9 protein-coding genes and 16 pseudogenes are annotated in these 23,072 nt (G+C 73.4%); 16 read left to right on the forward strand and 9 right to left on the reverse strand.

Translation table 11 applies throughout. From position 1 onward, the window contains the following. Both ABD794_RS14835 and ABD794_RS14840 read right to left on the reverse strand, forming a co-directional pair. Positions 1-472: pseudogene (locus ABD794_RS14835) on the reverse strand (amino acid permease); the annotation flags it as partial. Between the two features lie 39 nt (positions 473-511). Next, a pseudogene (locus ABD794_RS14840) lies at positions 512-1,469 on the reverse strand (hypothetical protein). Positions 1,470-1,693: 224 nt separating this feature from the next. On the opposite strand from ABD794_RS14840, the pseudogene ABD794_RS14845 reads away from it, so the two are divergent. Continuing rightward, positions 1,694-2,576 (forward strand): annotated as a pseudogene (locus ABD794_RS14845) (DMT family transporter). 18 nt (positions 2,577-2,594) lie between these two features. Beyond that, positions 2,595-3,134, forward strand: a pseudogene (locus ABD794_RS14850) (NUDIX hydrolase). A gap of 135 nt (positions 3,135-3,269) precedes the next feature. Here ABD794_RS14850 and ABD794_RS14855 read toward each other — a convergent pair. After that, positions 3,270-4,191: pseudogene (locus ABD794_RS14855) on the reverse strand (NADP-dependent oxidoreductase). A 35-nt stretch (positions 4,192-4,226) separates the two neighbouring features. Then, positions 4,227-5,709: pseudogene (locus tag ABD794_RS14860) on the reverse strand (MFS transporter). A gap of 282 nt (positions 5,710-5,991) precedes the next feature. Here ABD794_RS14860 and ABD794_RS14865 point away from each other — a divergent pair. Next, entirely contained in the window at positions 5,992-6,276 is a 285-nt protein-coding gene (locus tag ABD794_RS14865) for a MarR family winged helix-turn-helix transcriptional regulator (RefSeq protein WP_344963751.1), read from the forward strand. A gap of 55 nt (positions 6,277-6,331) precedes the next feature. Beyond that, positions 6,332-7,283 (forward strand): annotated as a pseudogene (locus tag ABD794_RS14870) (MBL fold metallo-hydrolase). Between the two features lie 109 nt (positions 7,284-7,392). Here the strand turns inward: ABD794_RS14870 and ABD794_RS14875 are convergent. Beyond that, positions 7,393-7,954, reverse strand: a pseudogene (locus ABD794_RS14875) (TetR/AcrR family transcriptional regulator). Between the two features lie 244 nt (positions 7,955-8,198). Here ABD794_RS14875 and ABD794_RS14880 point away from each other — a divergent pair. From ABD794_RS14880 to ABD794_RS14890, 3 genes are all read left to right on the forward strand, one after another. Beyond that, positions 8,199-8,699 (forward strand): hypothetical protein, encoded by a 501-nt coding sequence (locus ABD794_RS14880; protein WP_344963753.1) that lies wholly within the window; start codon positions 8,199-8,201, stop codon positions 8,697-8,699. 124 nt (positions 8,700-8,823) lie between these two features. Then, positions 8,824-9,492 (forward strand): hypothetical protein, encoded by a 669-nt coding sequence (locus tag ABD794_RS14885; protein ID WP_344963755.1) that lies wholly within the window; start codon positions 8,824-8,826, stop codon positions 9,490-9,492. Between the two features lie 144 nt (positions 9,493-9,636). After that, positions 9,637-10,248 (forward strand): hypothetical protein, encoded by a 612-nt coding sequence (locus tag ABD794_RS14890; RefSeq protein ID WP_344960300.1) that lies wholly within the window; start codon positions 9,637-9,639, stop codon positions 10,246-10,248. A gap of 80 nt (positions 10,249-10,328) precedes the next feature. Here ABD794_RS14890 and ABD794_RS14895 read toward each other — a convergent pair whose 3' ends face one another. Beyond that, positions 10,329-11,009, reverse strand: a complete 681-nt coding sequence (locus tag ABD794_RS14895) for a TetR/AcrR family transcriptional regulator (protein WP_344963757.1) — start codon at positions 11,007-11,009, stop codon at positions 10,329-10,331. 106 nt (positions 11,010-11,115) lie between these two features. Here ABD794_RS14895 and ABD794_RS14900 point away from each other — a divergent pair, with 106 nt between their 5' ends. Beyond that, on the forward strand, positions 11,116-11,658 hold the full coding sequence (locus ABD794_RS14900; RefSeq protein ID WP_344963810.1) for a DUF2165 domain-containing protein: 543 nt from the start codon (positions 11,116-11,118) through the stop codon (positions 11,656-11,658). A 62-nt stretch (positions 11,659-11,720) separates the two neighbouring features. Here the strand turns inward: ABD794_RS14900 and ABD794_RS14905 are convergent. Further along, positions 11,721-13,116: pseudogene (locus ABD794_RS14905) on the reverse strand (aldehyde dehydrogenase family protein). 180 nt (positions 13,117-13,296) lie between these two features. On the opposite strand from ABD794_RS14905, the pseudogene hmgA reads away from it, so the two are divergent. Beyond that, positions 13,297-14,631, forward strand: a pseudogene (hmgA, locus tag ABD794_RS14910) (homogentisate 1,2-dioxygenase). Between the two features lie 92 nt (positions 14,632-14,723). Beyond that, positions 14,724-15,415 (forward strand): annotated as a pseudogene (locus ABD794_RS14915) (GntR family transcriptional regulator); the annotation flags it as partial. Positions 15,416-15,590: 175 nt separating this feature from the next. On the opposite strand, the pseudogene ABD794_RS14920 reads toward ABD794_RS14915, so the two are convergent. Continuing rightward, positions 15,591-15,852: pseudogene (locus tag ABD794_RS14920) on the reverse strand (hypothetical protein); the annotation flags it as partial. Positions 15,853-16,165: 313 nt separating this feature from the next. On the opposite strand from ABD794_RS14920, the gene ABD794_RS14925 reads away from it, so the two are divergent. The 3 genes from ABD794_RS14925 to ABD794_RS14935 all read left to right on the forward strand — a co-directional run bounded on the left by ABD794_RS14925 (position 16,166) and on the right by ABD794_RS14935 (position 17,653). After that, positions 16,166-16,528: a protein kinase family protein gene (locus ABD794_RS14925; protein WP_344963759.1), complete on the forward strand. Its 363-nt coding sequence runs from the start codon at positions 16,166-16,168 to the stop codon at positions 16,526-16,528. Then, positions 16,525-16,770 (forward strand): protein kinase family protein, encoded by a 246-nt coding sequence (locus tag ABD794_RS14930; RefSeq protein WP_344963761.1) that lies wholly within the window; start codon positions 16,525-16,527, stop codon positions 16,768-16,770. Before ABD794_RS14925 ends, ABD794_RS14930 begins: the two co-directional genes overlap by 4 nt. A 427-nt stretch (positions 16,771-17,197) precedes the next feature. After that, positions 17,198-17,653: a hypothetical protein gene (locus ABD794_RS14935; RefSeq protein WP_344963763.1), complete on the forward strand. Its 456-nt coding sequence runs from the start codon at positions 17,198-17,200 to the stop codon at positions 17,651-17,653. Between the two features lie 186 nt (positions 17,654-17,839). Here the strand turns inward: ABD794_RS14935 and ABD794_RS14940 are convergent. Next, a pseudogene (locus tag ABD794_RS14940) lies at positions 17,840-18,663 on the reverse strand (SGNH/GDSL hydrolase family protein). Between the two features lie 884 nt (positions 18,664-19,547). Between ABD794_RS14940 and ABD794_RS14945 the strand changes: the two are divergent. From ABD794_RS14945 to ABD794_RS14955, 3 pseudogenes are all read left to right on the forward strand, one after another. Next, positions 19,548-20,647, forward strand: a pseudogene (locus ABD794_RS14945) (GNAT family N-acetyltransferase). Between the two features lie 437 nt (positions 20,648-21,084). Continuing rightward, positions 21,085-21,951: pseudogene (locus ABD794_RS14950) on the forward strand (glycosyltransferase family 2 protein). After that, positions 21,948-22,973 (forward strand): annotated as a pseudogene (locus ABD794_RS14955) (glycosyltransferase family 2 protein); the annotation flags it as partial. The pseudogenes ABD794_RS14950 and ABD794_RS14955, both read left to right, overlap by 4 nt. Positions 22,974-23,072: the final 99 nt, after the last annotated feature.

The raw sequence follows: 23,072 nt of genomic DNA on the forward strand, positions 1-23,072 counted from the left end.
CGCCGACGAGGACGACGGCGGCGAGGGCGGGGATCCACCAGGCGACGGTCACGTCCAGATGCCGCTTCAGCAGCCCGGAGAGCTCGAAGCCGAACAGGCCGTAGATGCAGCACTGCATGGCGCTGTAGGAGACCAGGGCGACGACGGACGAGGCGGCGCCCGCCGTGCCGCCGAGGCCGCGGGCGATGTACGCGGTGAAGGCGCCGGCGTTGTGGACGTGGCGGCTCATCTCGGCGTAGCCGAAGCTGAACAGCAGCAGGACCAGGCCGAGGATCACGTACAGCAGGGGGGAGCCGACGACGCCGAGGACGCCGAAGGTGACGGGCATGCCGCCGGTCGTCACCATCAGCGGGGCGCTGGCGGCGACGACGGACATCAGGAGTCCGGCGAGGCCGATGCGGTCGGCGCGCAGGCGGCGTTCCTGGCCCTTGAAGGTGTGTATCTCGGCGGGTGTCGTGCGGCCCGTTGGCATGGGTGGGTCGTCCTTCGTCGTGTGGGGGGGGGTGTGGGGTCAGCGGGAGCCGAGGGCCGTGCGGCGGGCGGCACGGAGGGCCTTCCCGGGGTCGCGGTCGGGGTAGGACCAGGGGGCCCGGGTGACGTGCGGGCCGATCCTGATGAGCAGGGCGGCGGCCTCGGCCAGCCGGCCCTCGTGCAGCTTGGCGTGGGCGAGGTAGTTGAGGTCGACCTTGTGCCGGGGGTGGGTGCCGGAGGTGTCGTCGATGTCCCATTCGAGCCACCAGTCGAAGGCGGCCTTGAGCACCTGGCGGGCGCGGCGGCCGGTCCAGTGGCCGGAGGCGGCGGGGTCGCGGGGCAGGACCCCGGCGCGGGCCAGGGCGCGGTAGCGCTCGGCGTGCGCGACGACGGGCAGGAGGGCCAGGGGGGAGTCGGCGGGGGCCTGTTCGGCGGCCCAGGCGGCGAAGTCGTAGACCTCGTGCAGGGGGTCGTCGTGGGTCGGCCTTGTGCCCGGCGAGGCTGGCGGCCATCAGATGGTGGGCGTGGTGGTGCTCGGGGTGGCGGGCGCGCACCTGGCCGAAGTGGCGGGCGGGTTCGTCCTCGGTGGCGCCGGAGTGCGCGAGGAGCAGCAGGGCCAGCCAGGGGGTGGGGTCGAGGGGCGCCATGCGGGCGGCGGCGGCGCACAGGGCGCGGGCCCGCTCGGGGTCCTCCCGGCGGCGGGCGGCCTGCTGGGCGGCGGCGCAGGCCAGCAGGGCGGCGGCGTCGGCGCTGTCGGGCTCGGCGAGCTGCCACTCGCGGCCCCAGGCGATCCCGGCGGTGACCTGGCCGAGGACGAGGAGGCGGTGGCCACGGCGGTCCCAGTCGTCGCCGGTCCCGGCCAGGAGCCGGCGGGCCTCGGCCCAGCGGCCGCGGGACAGTTCGTCGCGGACGGTGACCAGCTCGGCGTCGTCGAGCGCGGGGTCGAAGGAGGGTCCGCCCCCGAGCCGGGAGCGGCCGAGGGGGCGTGGAGGGGTCATCGGTGAGCGTCCTCCACGGTCCTCCAGTGCAGCTGTTGATCACGGACAGCAAAGCGTTAGTCACAGGTTTCCGTCAAGGGTGGTGGCGGGAACACGCAGGTGCGTCCGGAGAGGTCTGGATGAACGTCCGAAAGGGGGGTACTCGTTCCGCACAACGCCCATGAGGCGGCTATCGTTCTCGGGTCAAGTCCCCGACCTCCGGCCGGTCTTGAGGTGCGCGACGTATGGTCTTCGCCTTCGCTCTGAGCGCGGCCCTCTGCCTGGGCTTCGGGTTCGTTCTCCAGCAGAACGCGGCGCAGCGCGCGCCCATGAGCGACTTCCTCTCCTTCCGGCTGCTGCTCGACCTCGTGCGGATGCCGCGCTGGCTGGCGGGCCTGGGTCTGATGGTCTGCGGCATGGCGCTGGGCGCGGTGGCGCTGGGGGGCGGCGAGATCTCGCTGGTGGAGCCGCTGCTCGCGACGACCTGCTGTTCGCGATGGCCCTGTCCCGCTGGCAGACCAAGCAGCCGCTGGGCCTGACCGGCTGGGGCGGCCTGTGGCTGCTGGCCGGCGGCGTGACCGCCTTCATCGTCGCGGGACGCCCGCAGGGCGGGCATTCGGTGACCGACCCGCTGCGGCACTGGCTGATCGTCGGCCTGATGATCGGCGGCGCGCTGGGTGCTGGCGGCGGTCTCGAAGCGGCTGCGGATGAGCGCGGAGGCGGCGACGCTGGCCGTGGCGGCGGGGCTGCTGTACGGCGTCCAGGACGCCCTGACCCGGGTCAGCGGGGAGCGCTACACGCACGGCGGGCTGGCCACGCTGGTCGTCAGCTGGCAGCCGTACGCGGTGCTGGCGCTGGGCGTCACCGGGCTGGTACTGGTGCAGAGCGCCTTCGAGACGGCCCCGCTGCGGATGTCCCTGCCCGCGCTGACCGCGGCCCAGCCGCTGGCGGGGATCGTCTGCGGGGTGGGCTTCCTCGGCGACCGCCTGCGGACGTCGCCGGGGGGCGCTGGCCTGGCAGGCGGCGGGGCTGGCGGCGATCGTGGTGGGCATCGTGCTGATCGGGCGGCATCCGGCGATGCCGTCGGGAATGTCGGAGGCGCGGGTGCGGGATCTGCAGCCGCGCTGATGTGATGGCCCCATGACCATGGATGCGCAGGGACTTCCGGGACTTTCGGCCGACGAGATCCTGGACGTCGTCGGACGAGCACGACCGCGTCGTGGGGCAGGCGCCCCGGGGCGAGATCTACACCCGGCGGCTGCGGCACCGCTGCACGTTCGTGCAGGTGCGCGACGCGGAGGGGCGGATCTTCGTCCATCGGCGGACGGCGCAGAAGCTGATCTTTCCGTCGCGGTAACGACATGTTCGTGGGCGGAGTGCTCGGGGCGGGCGAGACGTACGACGCGGGCGGCGCTGCGGGAGGCGGAGGAGGAGCTGGGGGTGCGGGGGCTTTCCGCGCCCCGGCCGCTGTTCCGTTTCCTCTACGAGTCGGAGGAGTTCGGGGCGTGGTGGTCGGGGGTGTACGAGGTGCGGTGCGACCTGGCGGTCAGGCCGCAGGTGTCGGAGGTGGCCTGGCATTCCTTCCTCGCGGAGGACGAGCTCGAAGCGCGGCTTCCGGAGTGGGAGTGGGTGCCGGACGGGCTGGAGGCGTGGGGGAGGTTGCGGGCGTGGCGCCGTGAGGGGTGAGTTTGCCCCGGACCCGCCCTTTCACCGTTTCTCGCCGCGCTCCGCGCGGGGCAACGCGGCTTCGCCGCGTTCGTCCTCAAACGCCGGACGGGCTGATATTCAGCCCGTCCGGCGCTTGAGGACCTCGCCGTACCCCTACGGCACCAGAATCAGCTTCCCCCGCGTATGCCCCTCGGCACTGCGCCGCTGCGCATCCGCCGCCCTCTCCAGCGGGAACACCTCCGCCACCTCCACGGACAGCCGCCCCCGCTCCGCCAGGTGGGTCAGCGCCGCCAGGTCGGCCGCGTCCGGGCGGACCCACAGCAGGCGGCCGCCCAGTTCCGTCACCGACGGGTCCGCGATCGAGACGAGCCGGGCGTCCGGCACCGTGATGTGCGAGGACGTCTGGATCACGCCGCCGCCGACCAGGTCGAGGACCACGCTCGCGCCCTCGGGGGCGAGGGCCCGGAAGCGGTCGAGGAGCCCGTCCCCGTACATCAGCGGCTCGGCACCCAGCGAGCGCAGATACGCGTGGTTGTGCTCGCTCGCCGTCCCGATGACCCGCGCACCCGTGTTGCGCGCGAGCTGGACGGCCATCGAGCCGACCCCGCCCGCCGCGCCGTGCACGAGCACGGTGTCCCGCTCTCCCACCCGGGTCGCGCGGAGCGCCTGGTAGGCGGTTCAGGCCCGCCAGCGGGAGGCCGGCGGCCTGCTCGAAGGAGAGATTGGCCGGTTTGCGGGCCAGCGTCCGCACGGGCGCGGCCACGAACTCGGCGTAGGTCCCCCGGGAGAGGAAGTCCTCCCGGACGTAGCCGATGACCTCGTCGCCGACCGCGAATTCCGGCGTGTCCGCGCCCAGCCGCTCGACGGTGCCCGCCACGTCCCAGCCGGGGACGACCGGGAAGACCGGGGTGATCGCCCCGTCCAGATAGCCCGCCTGGGCCTTCCAGTCCACCGGGTTGACTGCCGCCGCCCGGACCCTGACCAGCACGGAGTCCGGACCGACCGTGGGCTCGGGGACCTCTCCGTACTCCAGGGCCTCGGGCCCGCCGTAGGCGCGGTAGCTGACAGCCTTCATAGTCATGCTCCTCGGTCTCGTGTTCAGCCTCGTGTTCAGCGCGTGGCGCCTGCGGTTTCAGCGTCCGACGCCGGGGCGGAGCCCGCCACCGCAGCGGGGCGCGGGGCGTGCGTTCCGCGCAGTCCCAGCCAGGCGACCAGCGACACCAGCAGGAACGCGGTGCCCGCGATCACGAAGGTCAGGGTGAACTGGCTCTCCGCGGGCAGCGCGGGCGCGCCCGGCGGCAGGTGCTCGATGCTCCTGGAGGCGAGCACGGTGGTGATCATCGCGCTGCCGATGGCGCTGCCGGTGGAGCGGGAGATGGAGTTGATGCCGTTGGCGATGCCCGTCTGCCGCGGCGGCACGCTGGCGACGATCACGGCGGGCATGGCCGCGTAGCCGAAGCTGATGCCGGCGCCGACGCACATTCCGGCGGCGATGACGGAGAAGGCGTGCTCGTGGTCGAGGGCGATCCAGACGAAGCCGACGGTGCCGATCAGCGAGGCGAGCAGCAGCACCGGGCGCGGGCCGTGGTGGCGCACCAGCTTGCCGCCGATGGGCGCGGCCAGCAGCGAGACGATCGTGCTCGGCAGCAGGAACTCCACGGACGCGCGCAGCACGGTCGCGTCGAAGCCGTAGCCCGCGATCTTCGACGGCATCTGCACCAGGTAGGAGACGCCCGATGAAGAGGGCGAAGGAGCCGAAGCCGACGAGCAGTCCCGCGAGGTTGGCGAAGAGCACCGGCCGGTGGACGAACATCTTCATGTCGACCAGCGGCTCGCGCACCCGGCGCTCGACGAGGACCCACACCGCGGCCATCACGACGGCACCGGCGAAGCAGCCGAGGGTGCGGCCCGAGCCCCAGCCCCACTCGTGCCCCTGGGTGATGGGCAGCAGGAGCAGGACGAGGGTGGCGGCCAGGGCGAGCGCGCCCAGGACGTCGGTGGCGGCCGCCGGTGGTCTCGCGGGTGGCGGGGACGAGGGCGGCGACGGCCACCAGGGCGAGCGCGGCCAGGCCGGTGGCCAGCCAGAAGGCGCTGCGGTAGTCGGGGTTGTCGCCCGAGGTGAGCAGACCCGTGGCGACCAGCGCCAGGCCGCTGCCGAAGGCGAGGGTGCCGCTGACCATGGCCATGGCGCCGGGCAGCTTGGCCGGCCGGATCTCCTCGCGGAGGACGGAGAGCGCCAGCGGAAGATCGCGGTGGCGGCGCCCTGGAGCACCCGGCCGACGATCAGCCAGAGCAGGGAGTGGGTCACGGCGGCCAGGACGGATCCGGCGACCATGACGACGAGGACGGCGACGAGCGTCTTCTTCTTGCCGTGCTGGTCGCCGAAGCGGCCGAGCAGCGGGGTGAAGACGGCGGCGGAGAGCAGGGTCGCGGTGGTGACCCAGCTGACGTTCGCCGAGGAGGTCTCCAGGTCGTTCTGGATGAGGCCGAGGATCGGCACGACCAGGGTCTGCATCATCGAGACCACCATCGCCGCGAGGCTCAGGGCGAAGACGATCAGGGTCTCGTTTCTCGGCGGGGCCGAGGAGCTCATGGGGGGTTCCTTCGATTGCTTCACGACATTGATGCTTGAAGTCATCAAGCAACCGGGCAAACCTAGACCTGATACTTGAGGTAGTCAAGCTAATGATTGAGAGCCTCAACCGCTTGCGTAGACTGGGCCGTATGACCGCCCCGACCTCCCCGACCAAGGCCCAGCTCCTGGAACTGGTGGCGGCCCTCGGCACCGCCCAGTGGCAGGACTTCTCCGCCTCGGCGGCCCGGCACGGCCCTCACCGGCGTACAGGCCAAGCTGCTCGCCCACCTCAAGGGCCCGATGCCGATGCGCGGCCTGGCCACCCTGCTGGTGTGCGACGCCTCCAACGTCACCGGCATCGTGGACCGGCTGGAGCCCGGGGCCTGGTGCGCCGCGAGCCCGACCCCGTCCGACCGCCGGGTGAAGAACGTGGTCGCCACGGACGAGGGGCGCGAGACCATCCGCCGAGTCAGGGCCGAGATGCAGGCCACCCACACGGCCCTGGACGCGCTCGGCGAGGAGGAGCGGACCGCGCTCTACGGGCTGCTGGAGCTGCTGCGGGACGGGCTGCGGCCGGGCGCCTGAGGCGCTGATCGCTCCCCGTATTCTGACGGCCTGTCCGATTCGAGGAGAGGCGCAGATGTCGACCCACGCCCGTCCGGCCCCGCAGGCCGCCCCGTCCGGCCCCTCGGCGGTCCCCGAGCCCTACACCGTGCCGCTCGCGCCCGGGGTGAGCGCGTACGTCCAGCCGGACGGCGGCTGGTGCCTGAACAACGCCGGCTTCGTCACCGACGGGGGACCGCACCCTGCTGATCGACACCGCGCCGACCGTACGGCGCGCGGAGCTGCTGCGCGACGCGGTCGCGGCGAGCGGGGCGCCGGCGCCGTCCCTCGTCGTCAACACGCACCACCACGGCGACCACACGTACGGCAACGGCGTCTTCGCCGCCGGCGGTGCGACGATCATCGGCCATGCCGGGTGCCGCGAGCAGACGCTGGCCGTCGGCCATCAACTGCACGCGATCTGGCCGCTGGTGGAGTACGGGGACGTGCACATCACCCCCGCGACGCTCACCTACACCGACTCCCTCACGCTCCACATCGGTGACACCGAGGTGCGGCTCTTCCACCCCGGGCCCGCGCACACGGTGGGCGACACGGTGGTCTGGCTGCCGCGGCAACGCGTCGTCTTCACCGGGGACCTGGTCTTCAACGGGGGCACCCCGTTCATCCCGTTCGGCTCGCTGGGCGGGTCGCTGCGGGCGCTGGAGCTGCTGCGGGAACTGGACGCGGAGGTGGTGGTGCCGGGGCACGGGCCGGTCACGGACCCCGGCGTCTTCGACACGGTCGAGCGGTACCTGCGCTTCGTGCGGGACCTGGCGGCGGCCGGACGCGCGGCCGGGCGTACGCCGATGGAGGTGGCGCGGGCGGCGGATCTCGGCGAGTTCGCCGAACTGAAGGAGAGCGAGCGGCTGGTGGGCAACGTGCACCGGGCGTACGCGGATCTGGACGGCTCGCCGCTGGATCTGCCGGCGGTGCTGCGGGACATGGCGGAAATGAACGGCGGCAAGCCGCTGGCTTGCCACGCGTAGGGCCTCCTCCCCGCCCCGCCCTCTCCCCGTCTCCCGGGACAAGCCCCCGCCCCCGAACCGCCCTTCGGGCGGACGAAGCGGGGAGAGGGCGGGATCGGGGGGCAACCGCCTACGGGCGCAATGCCCGTAGCAGCAAGTCCGCCAGGTGTTCCGCCACCTGACGTGACGTCAGGACCCCCTCCGGCCGGTACCAGCTGCTCAAGTGGTGCAGCGAACCGAAGTGGTAGTCCACCACCAGATCCGCGGGCGTCGCCCCGCTGAACACCCCCTCCCGCTGGCCCTCCTCGATCAGCGCGCGGAAGCGTTCGTGGTAGCGCCGCCGTTCGGCGCGCACCTGCCGGTACTTCTCCGGGCCGAGTTGGTGCATGGACCGGAAGAAGATCTTCGTGTCGTCGAGGTTCTCGATCGTCGTCACCGCGACGTCCACCGCCGCGGCGCGCAGCCGTTTCCTCCACCGGGGCGGAGGACGCCGCCACCGCGTCGAGGCGGTCCTGCTGCACCCGCAGCACCCGGGCGTAGATCTCGTGCAGCAGGTCGTCCTTGGACCCGAAGTAGTGGTACAAGGCACCCTTCGTGACGCCGGCCGCCTCGACGATCTCCTGGACGGAGGTCCGGTCGTACCCCTGGTCGGCGAAGAGCCGGGTCGCCGCGGCCAGCAGCCGCTGCGGCACCGGCCGGTCGCCGGGGACCGGTCCTCGCTCTCCTCGTCGGCTCCACTGAACCCCACCCCTCCTCAACTGCGGTGCCGCGCAGGGCACGCGGCCTCCCCCGAGGGATCTTGCCACTCGCCCGTTCGGACCGACTCGGCGGTATCCGCACGCCTGCCCGTCGTACGGAATCCCACCCCGCCCGGCTCTGGACAGCGCCCGCGGCCGGCAGGACCATGCGCTCCACACCGGAGGGGTAGGGGGCGCCATGGCGGGCACGGGCGTGCGGCCGTACTGGGAAACTGACCTTCGACAAGAACGGGCGCGCGGACCGGCGCGAACTGGACGCCCTGCTCCGGGGCGCCACCGACGAACACCTCACCGACCTCGTCGTCTTCGCGCACGGCTGGAACAACACCCGCTCCACGGCCACCGGCCTCTACAACGCCTTCTTCGCCACGTTCCCGCCCCGACAGGGCCTCGGATACTGCGGGATCGTCTGGCCGTCCATGCGGTTCACGGACGAGGACGTGCCGGACTGGCTCCCGCTGGCGCCCGCCTCCGACCGCCCGGGCTGCCGCCGGGCACCCGGGAGGCGCTGGCGCTGGCCTTCCCCGGCCGGGACGCGATCCTCGGCCGCCTCGCCGAACTGGCCGAACGGCAGCCGGCGGACCGGGCCCGGCTGGAGGAGTTCACGGGGCTGGTGCGCACCCTCGTCAGCCCCCGCCCCCGGGAGGCCGACCGCAACGGGGCGGAGGACGGGGCGTGATCCGGGACACCGACTCGGAGCCCATCGTCCCGGTGATGTTCACCCAGAGCGCCGTGGAGGTCTGCGACGCGTTCGCCACCGCGCTGGAGTCCCTGGCCCGCCCGCCCCGGGCCTGTTCGGCGGCGTGCTCAAGCGGGTGTGGCGCGGCGCGCTCGAGTTGCTGCGCCAGGGCACGTACTGGGAGATGAAGCGCCGGGCCGGCGTCGTCGGCCGCGCGGGCCTCGGCCCGGCGATGGGCGAACTGGCGGCCCGCGCACCGGAGTTGCGGGTGCATCTGGCGGGGCACAGCTTCGGCGCCCGGCTCGTCTCGTTCGCGCCCGGCGGACTCCCCGACGGCGTCCGCGTCCAGTCGCTCACACCTGCTCCAAGGCGCCTTCTCGCACTACGCGTTCACCCCCCCGGCTGCCGTTCGCACCTCGGCCGCTCCGGCGTGCTGCGCGACGCGCCGGAGCGGGTCGCCGGCACCGTGGCCTGCTGCTGGTCCCGGCACGACACGGCGCTCGGGACCCTCTATCCGCTGGCCTCCCGGCTGTCGGGGGACTCGGAATCACTGCTGGGACTGGACGAGTCCCGGTGGGGCGCCATGGGACACGACGGCATGCGCGCCGTGCCCGACTGCGCCGCGCTCTCCCTGGCCGACGCCCTGGCGGGCGCCCTCCCGGCGTCCGGCTGCGCCAACATCGACGCCGGCGAGGTCGTCCGGCGCGGGGGCCCGCCCTCGGGCGCCCACAGCGACATCTGCCATGCCGAGCTCGCGCGTGTCGTACTGATGGCCGGACGGGGCATGCGTTAGCGGGGCGTGCCCTTCCCGACGACGAGGAGAGGGCTCGCGCCGCCCGGAGGGATCCGATTCGCGCCGCGATACGTCCCTTCGGTGTTTGGGTCGTTTCGGCCGTCGTTTCGTCGTCCGAGTCCGCACCGCCGGAGGTGGGATGCAGTGGCAGGTTTCAGAGCTCTCGCACGAGAGGTACGCAATCCGGGAAACACCATCGCTCTGCGACGGACGTCCCTGCGCAAGTGCCTCGAACGCTTCGCCCCGTACGGACACCGGGCCACCTGGCACCACCTGTGCGCCCAGGCCGGCATCGCCCCCGACGACCGCTCCCCCGATCCCGGGCGGCTGGTCCGGGCCCTGGCGGAGCTGGAGGAGGCCCGCGAGGTCTGGCTGGCCTACGAGGTCGAGTTCGCCGGCCGGCGCCGGCGGGAGAAGCACGACGGGATCCGCCAGCCCGGCGCGGTGGACGAGTGGCACCGCAACACCTGGGGCGGCTGTGACATCGTGCCCTGTGCCACACCGGCTCTGGCGCCGCGGGCCCGGCTCGCGGACGTGCTGCGCCGGGTGATCACCGCCATGGAGTCGGCGCCCGGGGACCACTGCCCCGTCTGCGCCCAGAACCGCATCGAATGGCGCACCGACCTGGAGCGCTACCCGCTGGAGGGGCCGGTCTGCACCGACTGCGGCATCGTCGTGCCGGTCGCCGTCCTGACCCCGGCCGCGCTGTCCGCGGCCCGGCGGTACGCGTTCGAGCCGCGCTACGCGGCGGTCTGAGCCGGCGGTCCCGCGGCGACCGCGCGCCGCGGGACAGCTGCGCGGGGCCCGCGGGCTCCGCGCCGGGCGGGCCGGGGGACTCACCCCCGTACGCCGCCCTCCGCGGGACACGGCCCGCGGAACCCGACCATCCGCAGCGCCAGCCCCGCGTACAGGTCGCCGACCTCCTCCGGGGTGCGCTTGCCGTCCTCGCGGAACCAGCGGGCGACGTCCACGCAGAGCGAGAGCAGGGCCAGGCTGGTGCCCGGCACGTCGGGGACGTCGAACTCGCCCGCGGCGACGCCGTCCTCGACGATGGAGCGCACGGCGGCGTCCGTCTCCCGCCGCATGCCGACGATCTCCGCGTGGTGCTCCTCGGCGAGCGCCCCCAGTTCGTACTGCACGACGCGCGCGGTGGTGTGGTGCTCCGCGTGCCAGCGCACGAAGGTGCGCACCGCGTCGCCGAGGCGCTCGGCCGCGCTGCCGCCGCCGTCGCGGGCCCGGCCGAGGATGTCGAGGGCGAGCCGATGGCCGACGCCGCTGATGCGGTAGAGGAGTTCTTCCTTGGTGCGGTAGTGGATGTAGAGGGCGGCGGGGCTCATCCCGGCCCGGCCGGCGATGTCCCGCGTGGTGGTGGCGTGGTAGCCGCGCTCGGCGAACGCCCGGACGGCGGCCGTCAGCAGCCGCCGGGCCGCGTCGGGGGTGATGTCCGCCCATTCCCCGGCCTTCGCCCGCTCCCCGGCGTCCGCCCGTTCCTCGGTCCGCCCGGCCTCCGCGTCCATCCGTCCCCTCCCCTTCCGGCCCCGGCGGGACCCCGTCGGCAGGACGAACACCCTACCCCCTGCCTGAGCGAGCGCTTAGGGCGCGTACGCGCCACCGCCCGTGGGCATGCTCGCCCCATGGCCAGGGGACGCGTGCGGGGACGGATGCGGGAGCTGGGGCGGGCTGCCCGTGGCGGCGACGGCGCTGACGGCCACGGTGGCGGTGTACGTCCTGCTGGTGGTCTTCGGCAACGTGACGGACTTCGGCACCAACCGGGACTTCGTCCGTCATGTCCTCGCCATGGACACGACGTTCAAGGACGACGACCTGATGTGGCGGGCCGTCACCTCCCGGCCCCTCCAGGATCTGGCCTACGTCCTCATCATCGTCTGGGAGGCGGCGACGGCCGCCGTTCTGCTCACGGCCACGGTGCGATGGGTGCGCGCCCTGCGCCGCGGCGGGTACGAACGGGCGCGCCGGACCGCCACATTGGGGCTGGTGATGTTCCTGCTGCTGTTCGGGCTGGGGTTCATCGCCATCGGGGGCGAGTGGTTCGCGATGTGGCAGTCCGCCCGGTGGAACGGACTGGGCGCCGCCGAGCGGAACTTCGTGGTGGCCGGGCTGGTGCTGCTGGTGATCCACCTGCCCGGCCGGTGGCCCGCGGACTGACGGCCCGCGGCCGCGGTCCTGCAGGCCTCACCGGCCCACAGGTCTCACAGGCCCGTCAGGTCTCACAGTTGCAGGGACTTGGGCTGGAGGAACTCCAGCAGCCCGTGCACGCCCAACTCCCGCCCCACACCGGACCGCTTGTAGCCGCCGAACGGCGCGAGGATGTTGAACGCGCCGCCGTTCACGTCGACGCGCCCGCACTCCATCCGCCGCGCGAAGGCCACCGCCTCGGCCTCGTCCGCCGCCCACACGGCCCCGGCGAGCCCGTACTCCGAGTCGTTGGCGACGCGCAGCGCCTCCTCCGCGTCCGCGTAGCGCAGGACGGAGAGCACCGGGCCGAAGATCTCCTCCCGGGCGACCGCCATGTCCGGGTGACGTCGCGAGGACGGTGGACGCACGTAGAAGCCGCGCGCGGGCCCCTCGGGCGCGTCGGGGCCGCCGGTGACGAGGCGGGCGCCCTCCTCCACGCCCCGCCGGACGAGCGCGCGGACGCGGTCGCGCTGGCGGGCGCTGACGACCGGGCCCAGGCGGCACTCCGGGTCCGTGGGGTCGCCGGGGACGTACTCCGCGACGGCCTCGGCGAGCAGGGCGACCGCCTCGTCGTACCGGTCGTCGTGGACCAGCGTCCGGGTCAGCGCGTTGCACGACTGGCCGGCGTTGCGCATGACGTCGGCGACGTTGGCCCGCAGCGCGCGCTCCAGATCGGCGCCGGGGAGGATCACGTTGGCCGATTTCCCGCCGAGTTCGAGGGCGACGCGCTTGACGCCCTCCCCCGCGAGGGCGCCGACGCGCCGCCCGACGGCGGTGGAGCCGGTGAAGGAGACCAGGTCCACGCCGGGGTGCCGGGCCAGCGCCTCCCCGGCCTCCGGGCCGAGGCCGGTGACGAGGTTGAACACCCCGGCGGGCAGCCCCGCTTCCGCCGTGCACGCGGCGAAGAGGCGCGCGGTGAGCGGGGTGTTCTCGGCGGGCTTGAGCACCACGGTGCAGCCCGCGGCGAGCGCGGGGGCGACCTTGGTGACGATCTGGTGCAGCGGGTAGTTCCAGGGCGTGATCGCGCCGACGACGCCGACCGGTTCGTGGAGGACGAGCGAACTGCCGATGCGCTCCTCGAAGGCGTGGGAGGCGGCGAGTTCGGCGTACGAGGCGGTGACCGCGACCGGCAGGCCGCGTGGACGCGCCGTAGAAGCCGATGGGCGCGCCGAGTTCGGCGGTGACGGTCGCGGCGATCTCCTCGCGGCGGGTGTCCAGGACCGAGGCGAGGGCGGTGAGGAGGCGGGCGCGCTCCTTCGGCGGCGTCGCGGACCAGGCGGGCAGGGCGGCGCGCGCCGCGCGGACGGCCGCGTCGACGTCCGCCGCGGTGCCGGCCGGGACGGTCGCGAGGACCTCCTCGGTCGCCGGGTTGATCACCTCGATGACGTCCGTCCCGGCCGGGTCGCGCCAGCCGCCGTCGATGAACAGCCCTCGTGCACGGTCATGGCCGTCTCCCCACGGTCTCGCCGGTCGGTACGGCCCAACCTAACCGTCGATGCCCAGCCCGCACCAAGGGTGTCCTCGGCCACGCGGCGTCTGATCCATTGACGCGCCCCGCACCGGAATCCTACGGTCGTCCATAGGATTCCTCCGGCAGTGGAGCACACGATGACCGGCACGGACAACGAACAGGCGCGGAAGACCGCCGAGGGGCTGGCCTACCAGCCCGGCTTCGGCAACGAGCACAGCAGCGAGGCCGTTCCCGGGGCCCTGCCGCAGGGGCGCAACTCGCCCCAGCGCGCACCCCTCGGACTCTACGCCGAGCAGCTGAGCGGCTCCGCCTTCACCGAACCGCGGAGCACCAAACCGCCGGTCGTGGCTGTACCGCATCCGGCCGTCGGCCGCCCACCCGCCGTTCTCCCGCGTCGACAACGGCGGCCTGCGCGGCGCCCCCTTCGCGGAGACCGTGCCCGACCCCAACCGGCTGCGCTGAACCCGCTCCCCGAGCCCCCCGAGGGCACCGACTTCCTCGCCGGGCTGTGGACCCTGGGCGGCAACGGCGACGCCGCCCAGCGCACCGGCATGGCGGTCCACCTCTACGCCGCCAACTCCTCCATGACGGACCGGGTGTTCAGCGACGCGGACGGCGAGCTGCTGATCGTGCCCGAGCGCGGCGGGCTGCTGCTGCGCACCGAGTTCGGCCTGCTGCGCGCCGAGCCGGGGCACGTGGCGCTGATCCCGCGCGGCGTCCGCTTCCGCGTCGAGCTCCTCGACGCCACCGCCCGCGGCTACGTCTGCGAGAACTACGGGCAGCCCTTCACCTGCCCGACCTCGGCCCCATCGGCTCCAACGGCCTCGCCAACGCACGGGACTTCCTCGCGCCGGTGGCCGCGTACGAGGACGTCGAGGGACTCGGTGCGGGTGGTCACACAGTTCTGCGGCAACCTGTGGGCCGCGACGTACGACCACTCGCCGCTGGACGTCGTCGCCTGGCACGGCAACCACGTCCCGTACGTCTACGACCTGCGCCGGTTCAACGTCATCGGGACGATCAGCTACGACCACCCGGACCCGTCGATCTTCACGGTGCTCACCTCGCCGTCCGACACCCCGGGCCTGGCCGGCGTGGACTTCGTGGTCTCGCGCCGCGCTGGCTGGTGGGCGAGGACACCTTCCGGCCGCCGTGGTTCCACCGCAACGTGATGAGCGAGTACATGGGCCTGATCGAGGGCGCCTACGACGCCAAGACGGCCGGAGAAGGGGGTTTCGTGCCGGGCGGCGGTTCGCTGCACAACATGATGTCCGCGCACGGGCCGGACCGGGCGACGTTCGACAAGGCCAGCGCGGCGAGCTCAAGCCGCAGAAGATCGACGACGGGCCTGGCGTTCATGTTCGAGACCCGCTGGCCGGTGACCCTGACCGAGCAGGCCGCGGGCGCCGGGCACCTCCAGCACGGGGTACGACGGCGTGTGGCAGGGTCTGGAACGGCACTACCGCCGCTGACCCGTCCCGTCGTCCGCAGAGCCGGAGTTCCGTGACCGTCTTCGCCCCCCGACTCCCTCGCGCTCAACCGCAAACTGCCGCTGTGGTAACCAGTGTCGCAGTCGTTGCGCGCCTCCATACTCGGGCGCCGCCCCGAGGACCCGCTGCGGCTGCCCACCGAGGACGCGCTCGCCGCGCACTACGGCGTGAGCGTGCTGACGAATGCGGCAGGCGCTCAAGGAGCTGGAGGCGGAGGGGCTCATCAGCCGGCACCGGCGGCGCGTGGACGTTCATCGAGCCGGAGCGCCCGCCGGGGTTCGCCGGTGCGGTCTGCTCGGCTCGGTGGACACGATCGTCGCCCAGCAGTCCGGCGAGCGCACCACCGTACTGGCCACGGCCCGGTCCCCGTACCCGGCGACCTGGCCGAGCACTTCCCCGGGCTGCCCCGAGGCCGTCGCCTTCCGCCGGTTGCGCCGGGACGGGGACACGGACGAGCCGGTGAACTGGGCGGAGAACCTGGTGCATCCTGAACTCGCCGAGCGGCTCGACCTGGACGACCTGGCGCGCTGGCCGATGACCAAGGTGCTGCGCGACGCGCTCGGGGTCCGCATCAGCCGCTCACGGACACCGTGGAAGGCGCGGCTGGCCGATCCGGAGACGGCCGGGCTGCTCCGGGTGCCCGCTGCTCAGCCCGATCCTGCATTACACGGGCGTCACGTACGACGACGACGGCCGCGTCGTGGACGTGGCGCGGATCCACTACCGCGGTGACCGCTTCTCGTTCACCGTGACCGTCGACGCGCACATGAGCCGTCGCGCACTGAGCCGTCGCGTACTGGGCCGACTCAATACGGGGCCGGCGCGCAGGGAGCGGCCAGCGCCGCCTGGCCGTGGGACGGGTCGGGTGGCCGCCGGCGGCGCGGGAACGGGCCGGGGACGGGAACAGGTGCCTGGTGCGGGACCGGAGGGAGCGTCCAGGGGCGGCTGCCGAACAGCGAACGGCGCAGCCGTCGCAGCGGCGCGAACAGGACACCCGCGCCGTCCGGCTCGGTCCGGCCGCCCGGCGCGTGGTCACGCGCCGTCAGCTCGCGCATCAGCAGGGTCCGCGCCCTCGACCTCGCGCTGGGGCAGGGCGGGACCGCCCAGCACCGCGAGATGGCGGTCGAGGCGTGCGCTGGACGCACCGCTCCCGCAATTGATGGCAGGCACACGCGGCCTGCTGCGCATAGCTATCTGGTCCATGAGACTCCCCACCCGTACGAGGCACCCGGCCAAGGCTAGGGTAACCCTATCGCCCCATCGCGTCACCCGCGCATCCGCAACGGATTCACCACCCCGTCAAGGGGTTTGACGTCCCCTGGCGTGAACCTGACGCAATCCGGTCTCCCCCAGGGGCCCCCGGAACGTCCCCGACCGGTCGGAAATCACACCCTCTGTTGCGGTACATTCACCCCAATTGCTCTCCCGGGGGAGGGATGCGCGATGACCGGGGACTCCGGGGACGCCGACGGGCGCGTGCTGGCGGGCCGTTACCGGCTGGAGGACGAGCTCGGGCGTGGCGGGATGGGCGTCGTGCGGCGGGCCCGCGACGAGGTGCTGGCCCGCGCGGTGGCCGTCAAGGAGGTCCGCGCGCGCCGCCGGGCTCCCGGCGGACGAGGTGCGCGGGCTGTACGAGCGGCTGGAGCGCGAGGGGCGCGCGGCGGCCCGGATCGCGCACCGCAACGTCGTCACGGTGTACGACGTGGTCGTGGCGGACGGACGGCCCGTGGATCGTCATGGAGCTGGTGCCGGTCTGTCGCTCGCGGAGGTCCTGACGCCGAGGGGCCGATGGCGCCGGCGCGGTGCCGCGCGGATCGGCGCCGAGGTGCTCGCGGCGCTGCGGGCGGCGCACTCCGTCGGCGTGCTGCACCGGATGTGAAACCGGCCAACATTCTGCTCGGCAACGACGGGCGGGTCGTCCTCGGCGACGTTCGGCATCGCCGTGATCGAGGGAACCTCCGCGCTCACGCCACCGGGCAGTTGATGGGTTCGCCCGATTCCTGTGCCCCGGAAAGGGCGCTGGGGCGCCCGCCCGCCCGGCGTCCGACCGTGTGGTCGCTCGGCGTCACGCTGTACGCGGCGGTGGAGGGCCACTCGCCGTTCCGCCGGACACCCCGCTGACCACGTACGGGCCGCCGTGGACGAGGAGTTGCCGCCGCCCCTGCGGGCGGGCCCCGCTCGCGCCCGTGCTGGAGGGCTGCTGCGCAAAAGGACCCGGAGCGGCGGTTGGGCGCGGCGGAGGCCGAGCGGCTGCTGCGGACCGTCTCCGCGGGCGGGATGCCGCGCGCGGCATCCCGCCCGTCGTCCGCCCCGACGGTCGTGGTGCCCCCGCCGGGCGAGACGGCGAGTCCCTACAGCCCCGGGGACCCGGTCGGTTCGCCCGGGTCGTACGGCTCGGGCGACCGAGCGATCCGTACGGCCCGGCGGACGCTCGGCGCCCCTCGGGCCCGGGCGATCCCGGCGGCGCGGGCGATCCGGCGGCGCGGCGATCCCGGCGGCGCGGGCGGTCCCGGCGGCGCGGGCGCCCACGGCCCGGACGGAGCACCCGGTGCGCGGCGGGGCGCGCCGGACGCGGAACGGTCTGATAGCCGCCCTGGTCGTGGCCGCGCTCGTGGTGGGCGGCCTGGTGTGGGCCTGGTGGGCCGGGACACGGGCGGCGGGAGCGCCGGAGGGGACGGCGGCGACGGCAGTGACAGCAGTGCCGGACGGCCCCGGGCGCGCCGGCCCCGTCGTCGTCCGCCGCGCCCTCCCCGTCCGCTCCCCTTCCTCTTCCTCTTCTCCTCCCTCTGCTTCCCCTTCCTCCCCTTCCTCCTCCTCTTCTTCTCCCTCTCCCGATGCGCCCGGTTCCGCGGTCGGGGTCACCGTCACCGCCGACCGCGACCGCTACTCCGGCCCCTGCCCGGCCCCGGAGCAGCGCGCGCCCGCCTTCCACGCGCTGCTCACCGTGGACCGCGTGCCCGCGCGGGTGTGGTCTACCGGTGGGTCACCGGCAGCGGGCGGGTGACGGACGGGGGCTGGCACACGGTCTCGCCGGCGCGTCGCGACGGTGAGCGTGCCGCACGCGGAGACCGCCCACCGGGCCGGTGATCCGGAGCGGGACTGGATCGCCGTGGAGGTCTCCGCGCCGCGCAGGTGACGTCGGCGCACGTGCCGTTCACGGTCGTCTGCCGGCCGGGAGTCGTCGTCCGCGTCACCCGGCGGCAGCGCGACCCGCGACCCGGGCCGCTGAGGTGAGCACCGGCAGGTAGCCGCCGGACTGGCCGCCGGCGGTGGGGTGGTACGACTCGTCGACGGGCAGCGTCACGCTGCGCAGCCAGGGGCTGCCGGAGCACAGTTCGTGGCCCTTAAAGGTGGTGTTGACGTCGCCGTAGGCCGAAACCGTGGCTCCTCGCCCGGTCGGCGACGACGGAGTCGAGCAGGTCCGCGGCCTTGTTGATGGCCGTCCGCTTGGTCTCGCTCAGGCGGCGCAGTCGGTGGCGGGCCGGATTGTAGAAGCGGGGGTAGCCGAGGACCACGACGTGCGACGTGCCTTGGAGTCCGATGGCGTCGTAGACGCGTCCGAGTTTGGCGGGCAGTTGGCCGCGGATGAAGGCGCTCGCCGTGGCGATCCTGTCGAGACACGTGCGGTCGTCGTTGAGGACGCAGGCGGTCATGGTGTCGGAGAAGCCGGCGTCGTTGCCGCCGATGCTGATGCTCACCAGGCCGTCGCCGCGGTGAGCGGGGTGAGTGCTTGCCGAGGACGTCACCGGTGCGCGCGCCCGAGCAGGCGGTGAAGGCGAACGACGTGGGGGCGTGCGCGGCGGCCCACAGGGCCGGGTACGCCTTGGAGCTGCGTTTGCAGTCGCCGCCCTGGTACGAACCGGCGCCCACGCCCGAGGAGTAGGAGTCGCCCAGCGCCACGTAGGCCGGTCCGGCCGGTCTGGGCGCGGGGTGCGCCGTACCGGTTCCGGTGAGGGCGATCAGGAGGGTGAGGGCCACGGCCGATGCGGCACCCGTGATGCGGTGCGAGTTCATGGAGCCTCCCTAGCAGGGTTCTCTGCCACCCCTGTGGTAGCAGCGACCCGGAGTCGCTGGAAGTGTCCATGTCAAAAGTCACGCCGATCCCTCGCCGCCCCCTTGGCCGTATGGCCATTTGGTGAAGTCCGTCCCTGCCGCGCCTTCACGGCCGCGTCAACACCGGCACTCGCCCGGGGGTGTCGGTGCTCACCCGTGCGGCGGCCGGAACCCTTTGTACGACGGTGAACTGACGGTATGACAGGTTCCCCTGGTGTTCATCCGACGGAAAGCTTCCGGTTGTGCCCGAAGGCATCGGCCAAAGGTCGTTCGCACGCCCTTCACATCTTGACGGCCTTCGCCCATTGCGCGACATTGAAGCCCGGCATCCGGCGCTTCGGGGGGCTAAGTCGCCAATGCAGAGCTTCAGCGATCCCGTCGGACTCGACGGCAGCAAAATCGACACCATCGACGATCATTCGGTCACCGGCGATCCGCCCGGCACCACCCGTCCGCCCGGCCGCCCGGGGAGAAGGCCGCCGGCCGCGGACTCGCTCCCGGTGGTCGCGGGAGCCGCCGTCGCGATGGCGGGCGTGGGGGCGGCGCTGGCGCTCGCGGACATCGGCTCGCCGCTGCGGGCGCCGTTCACCCTCTTCTTCCTGCTCGTCGCGCCCGGCTGCGGGATCGCGGCCGCGCTGCGCGGGCTCGACCCGCTGAGCCGGGCCGTGGTCGCGGGCGGCGGGGCGCTGGCGGTCGACCTGCTGGTCGCCCAGACCATGCTCGCGCTGCACAACTGGTCGGTGCGCGGCGGCGTCGTCGCCGTGGGGGCCTTCAGCCTGCTGTTCTCCTGCTCGCCCACGGGTGGCGCCACCGGAGCCGCTCCACGGGAAGCCGGACGTCCTGACGTGGACATCAGCGTGCGCCGCCCCGGCGAGCTGACCGCCGCGGACCGGGCGGCGTGGTCGGCCATGCAGACCCGGGCGGTGGAGGACGGCTCTCCACAGCTCGCGAATCCTTTCCTCGCACCGGAGTTCACGCTGGCGGTGGGCCGCTGCCGCCGCGGGACCCGGATAGCCGTCGTACGGGAGGAGGGCGCGCCCGCGGCCTTCTTCCCCTACCAGCGCACCCCGCTGGGGGTGGGCCGGGCGGTCGGGCTGGGCGTCTCGGACGCCCAGGGCCTGGTGCACCGGCCCGGCTTCCAGTGGGACGCCCGGGAACTGCTCCACGCGTGCGGGCTGTCGCTGTGGGAGTTCGACCATCTCGTGGAGGGCCAGAAGCCCTTCGAGGTGGGCGCCTCCGGCGCGTTCGCCTCGCCGGTGATCGACGTGGAGCAGGGCTTCGAGTCCTATCTGGCGGCGCTGCGCAAGCAGTCGCCCAAGTTCACCCGGACCACGCTCGCCAAGGAGCGCCGGCTCGGCCGCGACGTCGGCGACGTGCGGTACGTGCACGACGAGCGCGATCCGGCCGTGCTGGACCGGCTGATCGCCTGGAAGTCGGCGCAGTACCGAAGAACAGGGCGCAGCGACCGCTTCTCCCGTCCCTGGATATCCCATCTCGTCGAGCAGCTGTTCCACACCCGGGCCGCGACGTTCGGAGGGCTGCTGTCCGTGCTCTACGCGGACGGCCGGCCGGTGGCGGCGCACTTCGGGCTGCGGTCGCCGACGGTGCTGGCGTGCTGGTTCCCGGCGTACGACCCGGAGTTCGCGAAGTACTCCCCCGGCCTGGTGCTGCACATACGCATGGCGGAGGGGGCGGCCGCGGCGGGGCTGGCGTATCTGGACCTCGGGCGGGGCGGCAAGGCGTACAAGGATTCCCTGAAGACACGCGAACTCAGCGTGTCGGAAGGGTGGGTGACGAGGCGTCACCCCGTCGCGATGGTGGGCATCTGGCGCGGCGTCGGCGCCGGCTGCGCGCGCTGCGCAACGCCGTGCTCGCGCGCCCCCAGCTCTTCGAGCCCGCCGACCGGCTCCTCAAACAGGTGGGCCGGCTCCGGCGGAGCACGTGAGGGGGGTTCACGGGCAGGCGTCAGGGGTACGCCCAACTCCCCGCTCCGGCGTGTGCGTTCGCACAGCGGACAGCGCGTCAGGAACAAAGGACACCAAAGGAGGAGAGTCCGCCTCACCTCTTGCCATACAGTCTCAAGCTTCAATACCGTCGTACATCTACCCGCATCGGTCCATCAGTTCATGCGGCTCCGGGGAGGGGCTCCAGTCGCCGCGCGATGGGTCCGGGGCGGGGCGCGGCAGGGGGTGCCGCGCCCGGCCGGCCCAGCCGGTCCGGGTCGCGTGCCGCGCGGCCTGTGCTACTTGCCAACTCGCCCTGAGCGCACGGTGGTTCCGTACTCCGTACGCGACAGGGCGAGACCCCCTTTTCGAACCGGACACACCAAAGGGACCGCTCGGGGGCGGGCGCGTCCACCGGACGAGAGGGAAACAGAGACTCATGAGCTCGTTCCTGCGCCCGGCGGCCGGTCAGGTTCCTGACCAGGCCCTGGGATCCGAAGGCCGGAGCGATTCCGGCCAGCCGCTCGAACCACCCGCCCAATACCGCCCGGTGACCGCGCAGTTCGCGATAGCGCCTCCGGTCAGCGTGGTGATCCCGGCGATGAACGAGGCGGAGAACCTGCCGTACGTCTTCAAGACCCTGCCCTCCTGGATCCACGAAGTGGTCCTGGTGGACGGCAACTCCACCGACGACACCGTCAAGGTGGCCCGCGAGCTGTGGCCCTCGGTCAAGGTCGTCGGGCAGCGCGGCAAGGGCAAGGGCGACGCCCTGATCACCGGCTTCGCCGCCTGCACGGGCGAGATCATCGTCATGGTCGACGCCGACGGCTCCGCCGACGGCAACGAGATCGTCAGCTACGTCTCCGCCCTGGTGGGCGGGGCGGACTTCGCCAAGGGCTCCCGCTTCGCCAACGGCGGCGGCACGGACGACATGACGCCCGTCCGCAAGCTGGGCAACCGCGTCCTGTGCTCGCTCGTCAACCAGAAGTTCGGGGCCCGCTACACCGATCTGTGCTACGGCTACAACGCCTTCTGGAAGCGCGTCCTGGACGACATCGCCCTGGACTGCGCCGGCTTCGAGGTGGAGACCCTGATGAACATCAGAGTCGTCAAGGCCGTCTGAAGGTGCAGGAGATCCCCAGCCACGAGTTCGTGCGCATCCACGGCACAGCAATCTGCGCGCCGTGCGCGACGGGCTGCGGGTCCTCAAGGTGATCCTGCACGAGCGCGGCTCCCGGCGGCGCAAGCGGCCGGGCGCCCGGCCCTGGCGATCGCACCGGCCGCGAGCCGCGGGGAAGTCTCTTGAACACAGGAGCGGAACGGACCACCGCGCCGGACGTCTCGGTGGTCATCTGCGTCTACACCGAGGACCGCTGGGGCGACATCCTCGCCGCGGTGGCCTCGGTGGCCGCGCAGTCCCACCCGGCGCTGGAAACCCTGGTCGTGGTGGACCACAACCGGCGCTGCTGCGCCGGCTCGCCAAGCACTACGGGGATGACGGCGGGGGCACCGAGAGCTCCGTCCGGTTGTGCTCGCCAACGCCGGACCGCGCGGGCTGTCCGCCGGGCGCAACACCGGAGTCGCCGCCTCCTCCGGGGAGGTGATCGCCTTCCTCGACGACGACGCGGTGGCCGAGCGCGACTGGCTGCGGCACTTCGCGGCGTGCTACGCGGACCCGCGGGTGATGGCGGTGGGCGGCCGGACCGAGCCGGTGTGGGCCTCGCGGAGCCGTCCCGACTGGTTCCCCGAGGAGTTCGACTGGGTGGTGGGCTGCACCTATCGCGGCCTGCCGCCCGGCCGGGTGGAGGTGCGCAACGTCCTCGGCGGGAACGCGTCGTTCCGCAGATCGGGGCTGCTCGCCGTCGGCGGGTTCGCCAGCGGCATCGGACGCGACGGGCACCGGCTGCCGCTGGGCTGCGAGGAGACCGAGCTGTGCATCCGGCTGCGCCGGGCCGTGCCCGGCGCCGGTGCTGCTCATCGACGACCGCTCCGTGATCCACCACCGGGTGCCGCCCGAGCGGGAGCGCTTCGGCTACTTCCGCACGCGGGCGTACGCCGAGGGCCTTGTCGAAGGCCCTGGTGGCGCACAGCGTGGGCACGCGCGACGGGCTGGCGAGCGAGCGCCGTTACACCACCCGCGTCCTCCCGGCCGGCGTGGCGCGCGGGCTGCGCGACGCGCTGCTCGGGCGGCCCGGCGGCGCGGCACGGGCCGGGGCGATCGTGGCGGGACTGGCCGTGACGACCGGCGGTTACGCCGTCGGTCTGGCCCGCGCCCGCCGCGGCGCCGGCCGGTTCGCGGTGGCGGCCGTGCCGGACGCCGCACCGGGCCCGTCGGGCGTCCCGGCCGTCCCGGGCGGGAACGGCACGAGCGCCGACGGCACAGGCTCGGTGAGGAGGTGGTCCCGTGACGGCCGCCGGCGGCCCGGT

The organism is Streptomyces thioluteus (assembly GCF_039535865.1).

Excerpts from the sequence above, each read along its gene's own strand:
- ABD794_RS14865 (WP_344963751.1), top strand. The coding sequence starts at position 5,992 with ATGCCGATGCGCGGCCTGGCCACCCTGCTGGTGTGCGACGCCTCCAAC.
- ABD794_RS14880 (WP_344963753.1), top strand. The coding sequence starts at position 8,199 with ATGGCGGGCACGGGCGTGCGGCCGTACTGGGAAACTGACCTTCGACAA.
- ABD794_RS14895 (WP_344963757.1), bottom strand. The coding sequence starts at position 11,009 with ATGGACGCGGAGGCCGGGCGGACCGAGGAACGGGCGGACGCCGGGGAG.
- ABD794_RS14900 (WP_344963810.1), top strand. The coding sequence starts at position 11,116 with ATGCTCGCCCCATGGCCAGGGGACGCGTGCGGGGACGGATGCGGGAGC.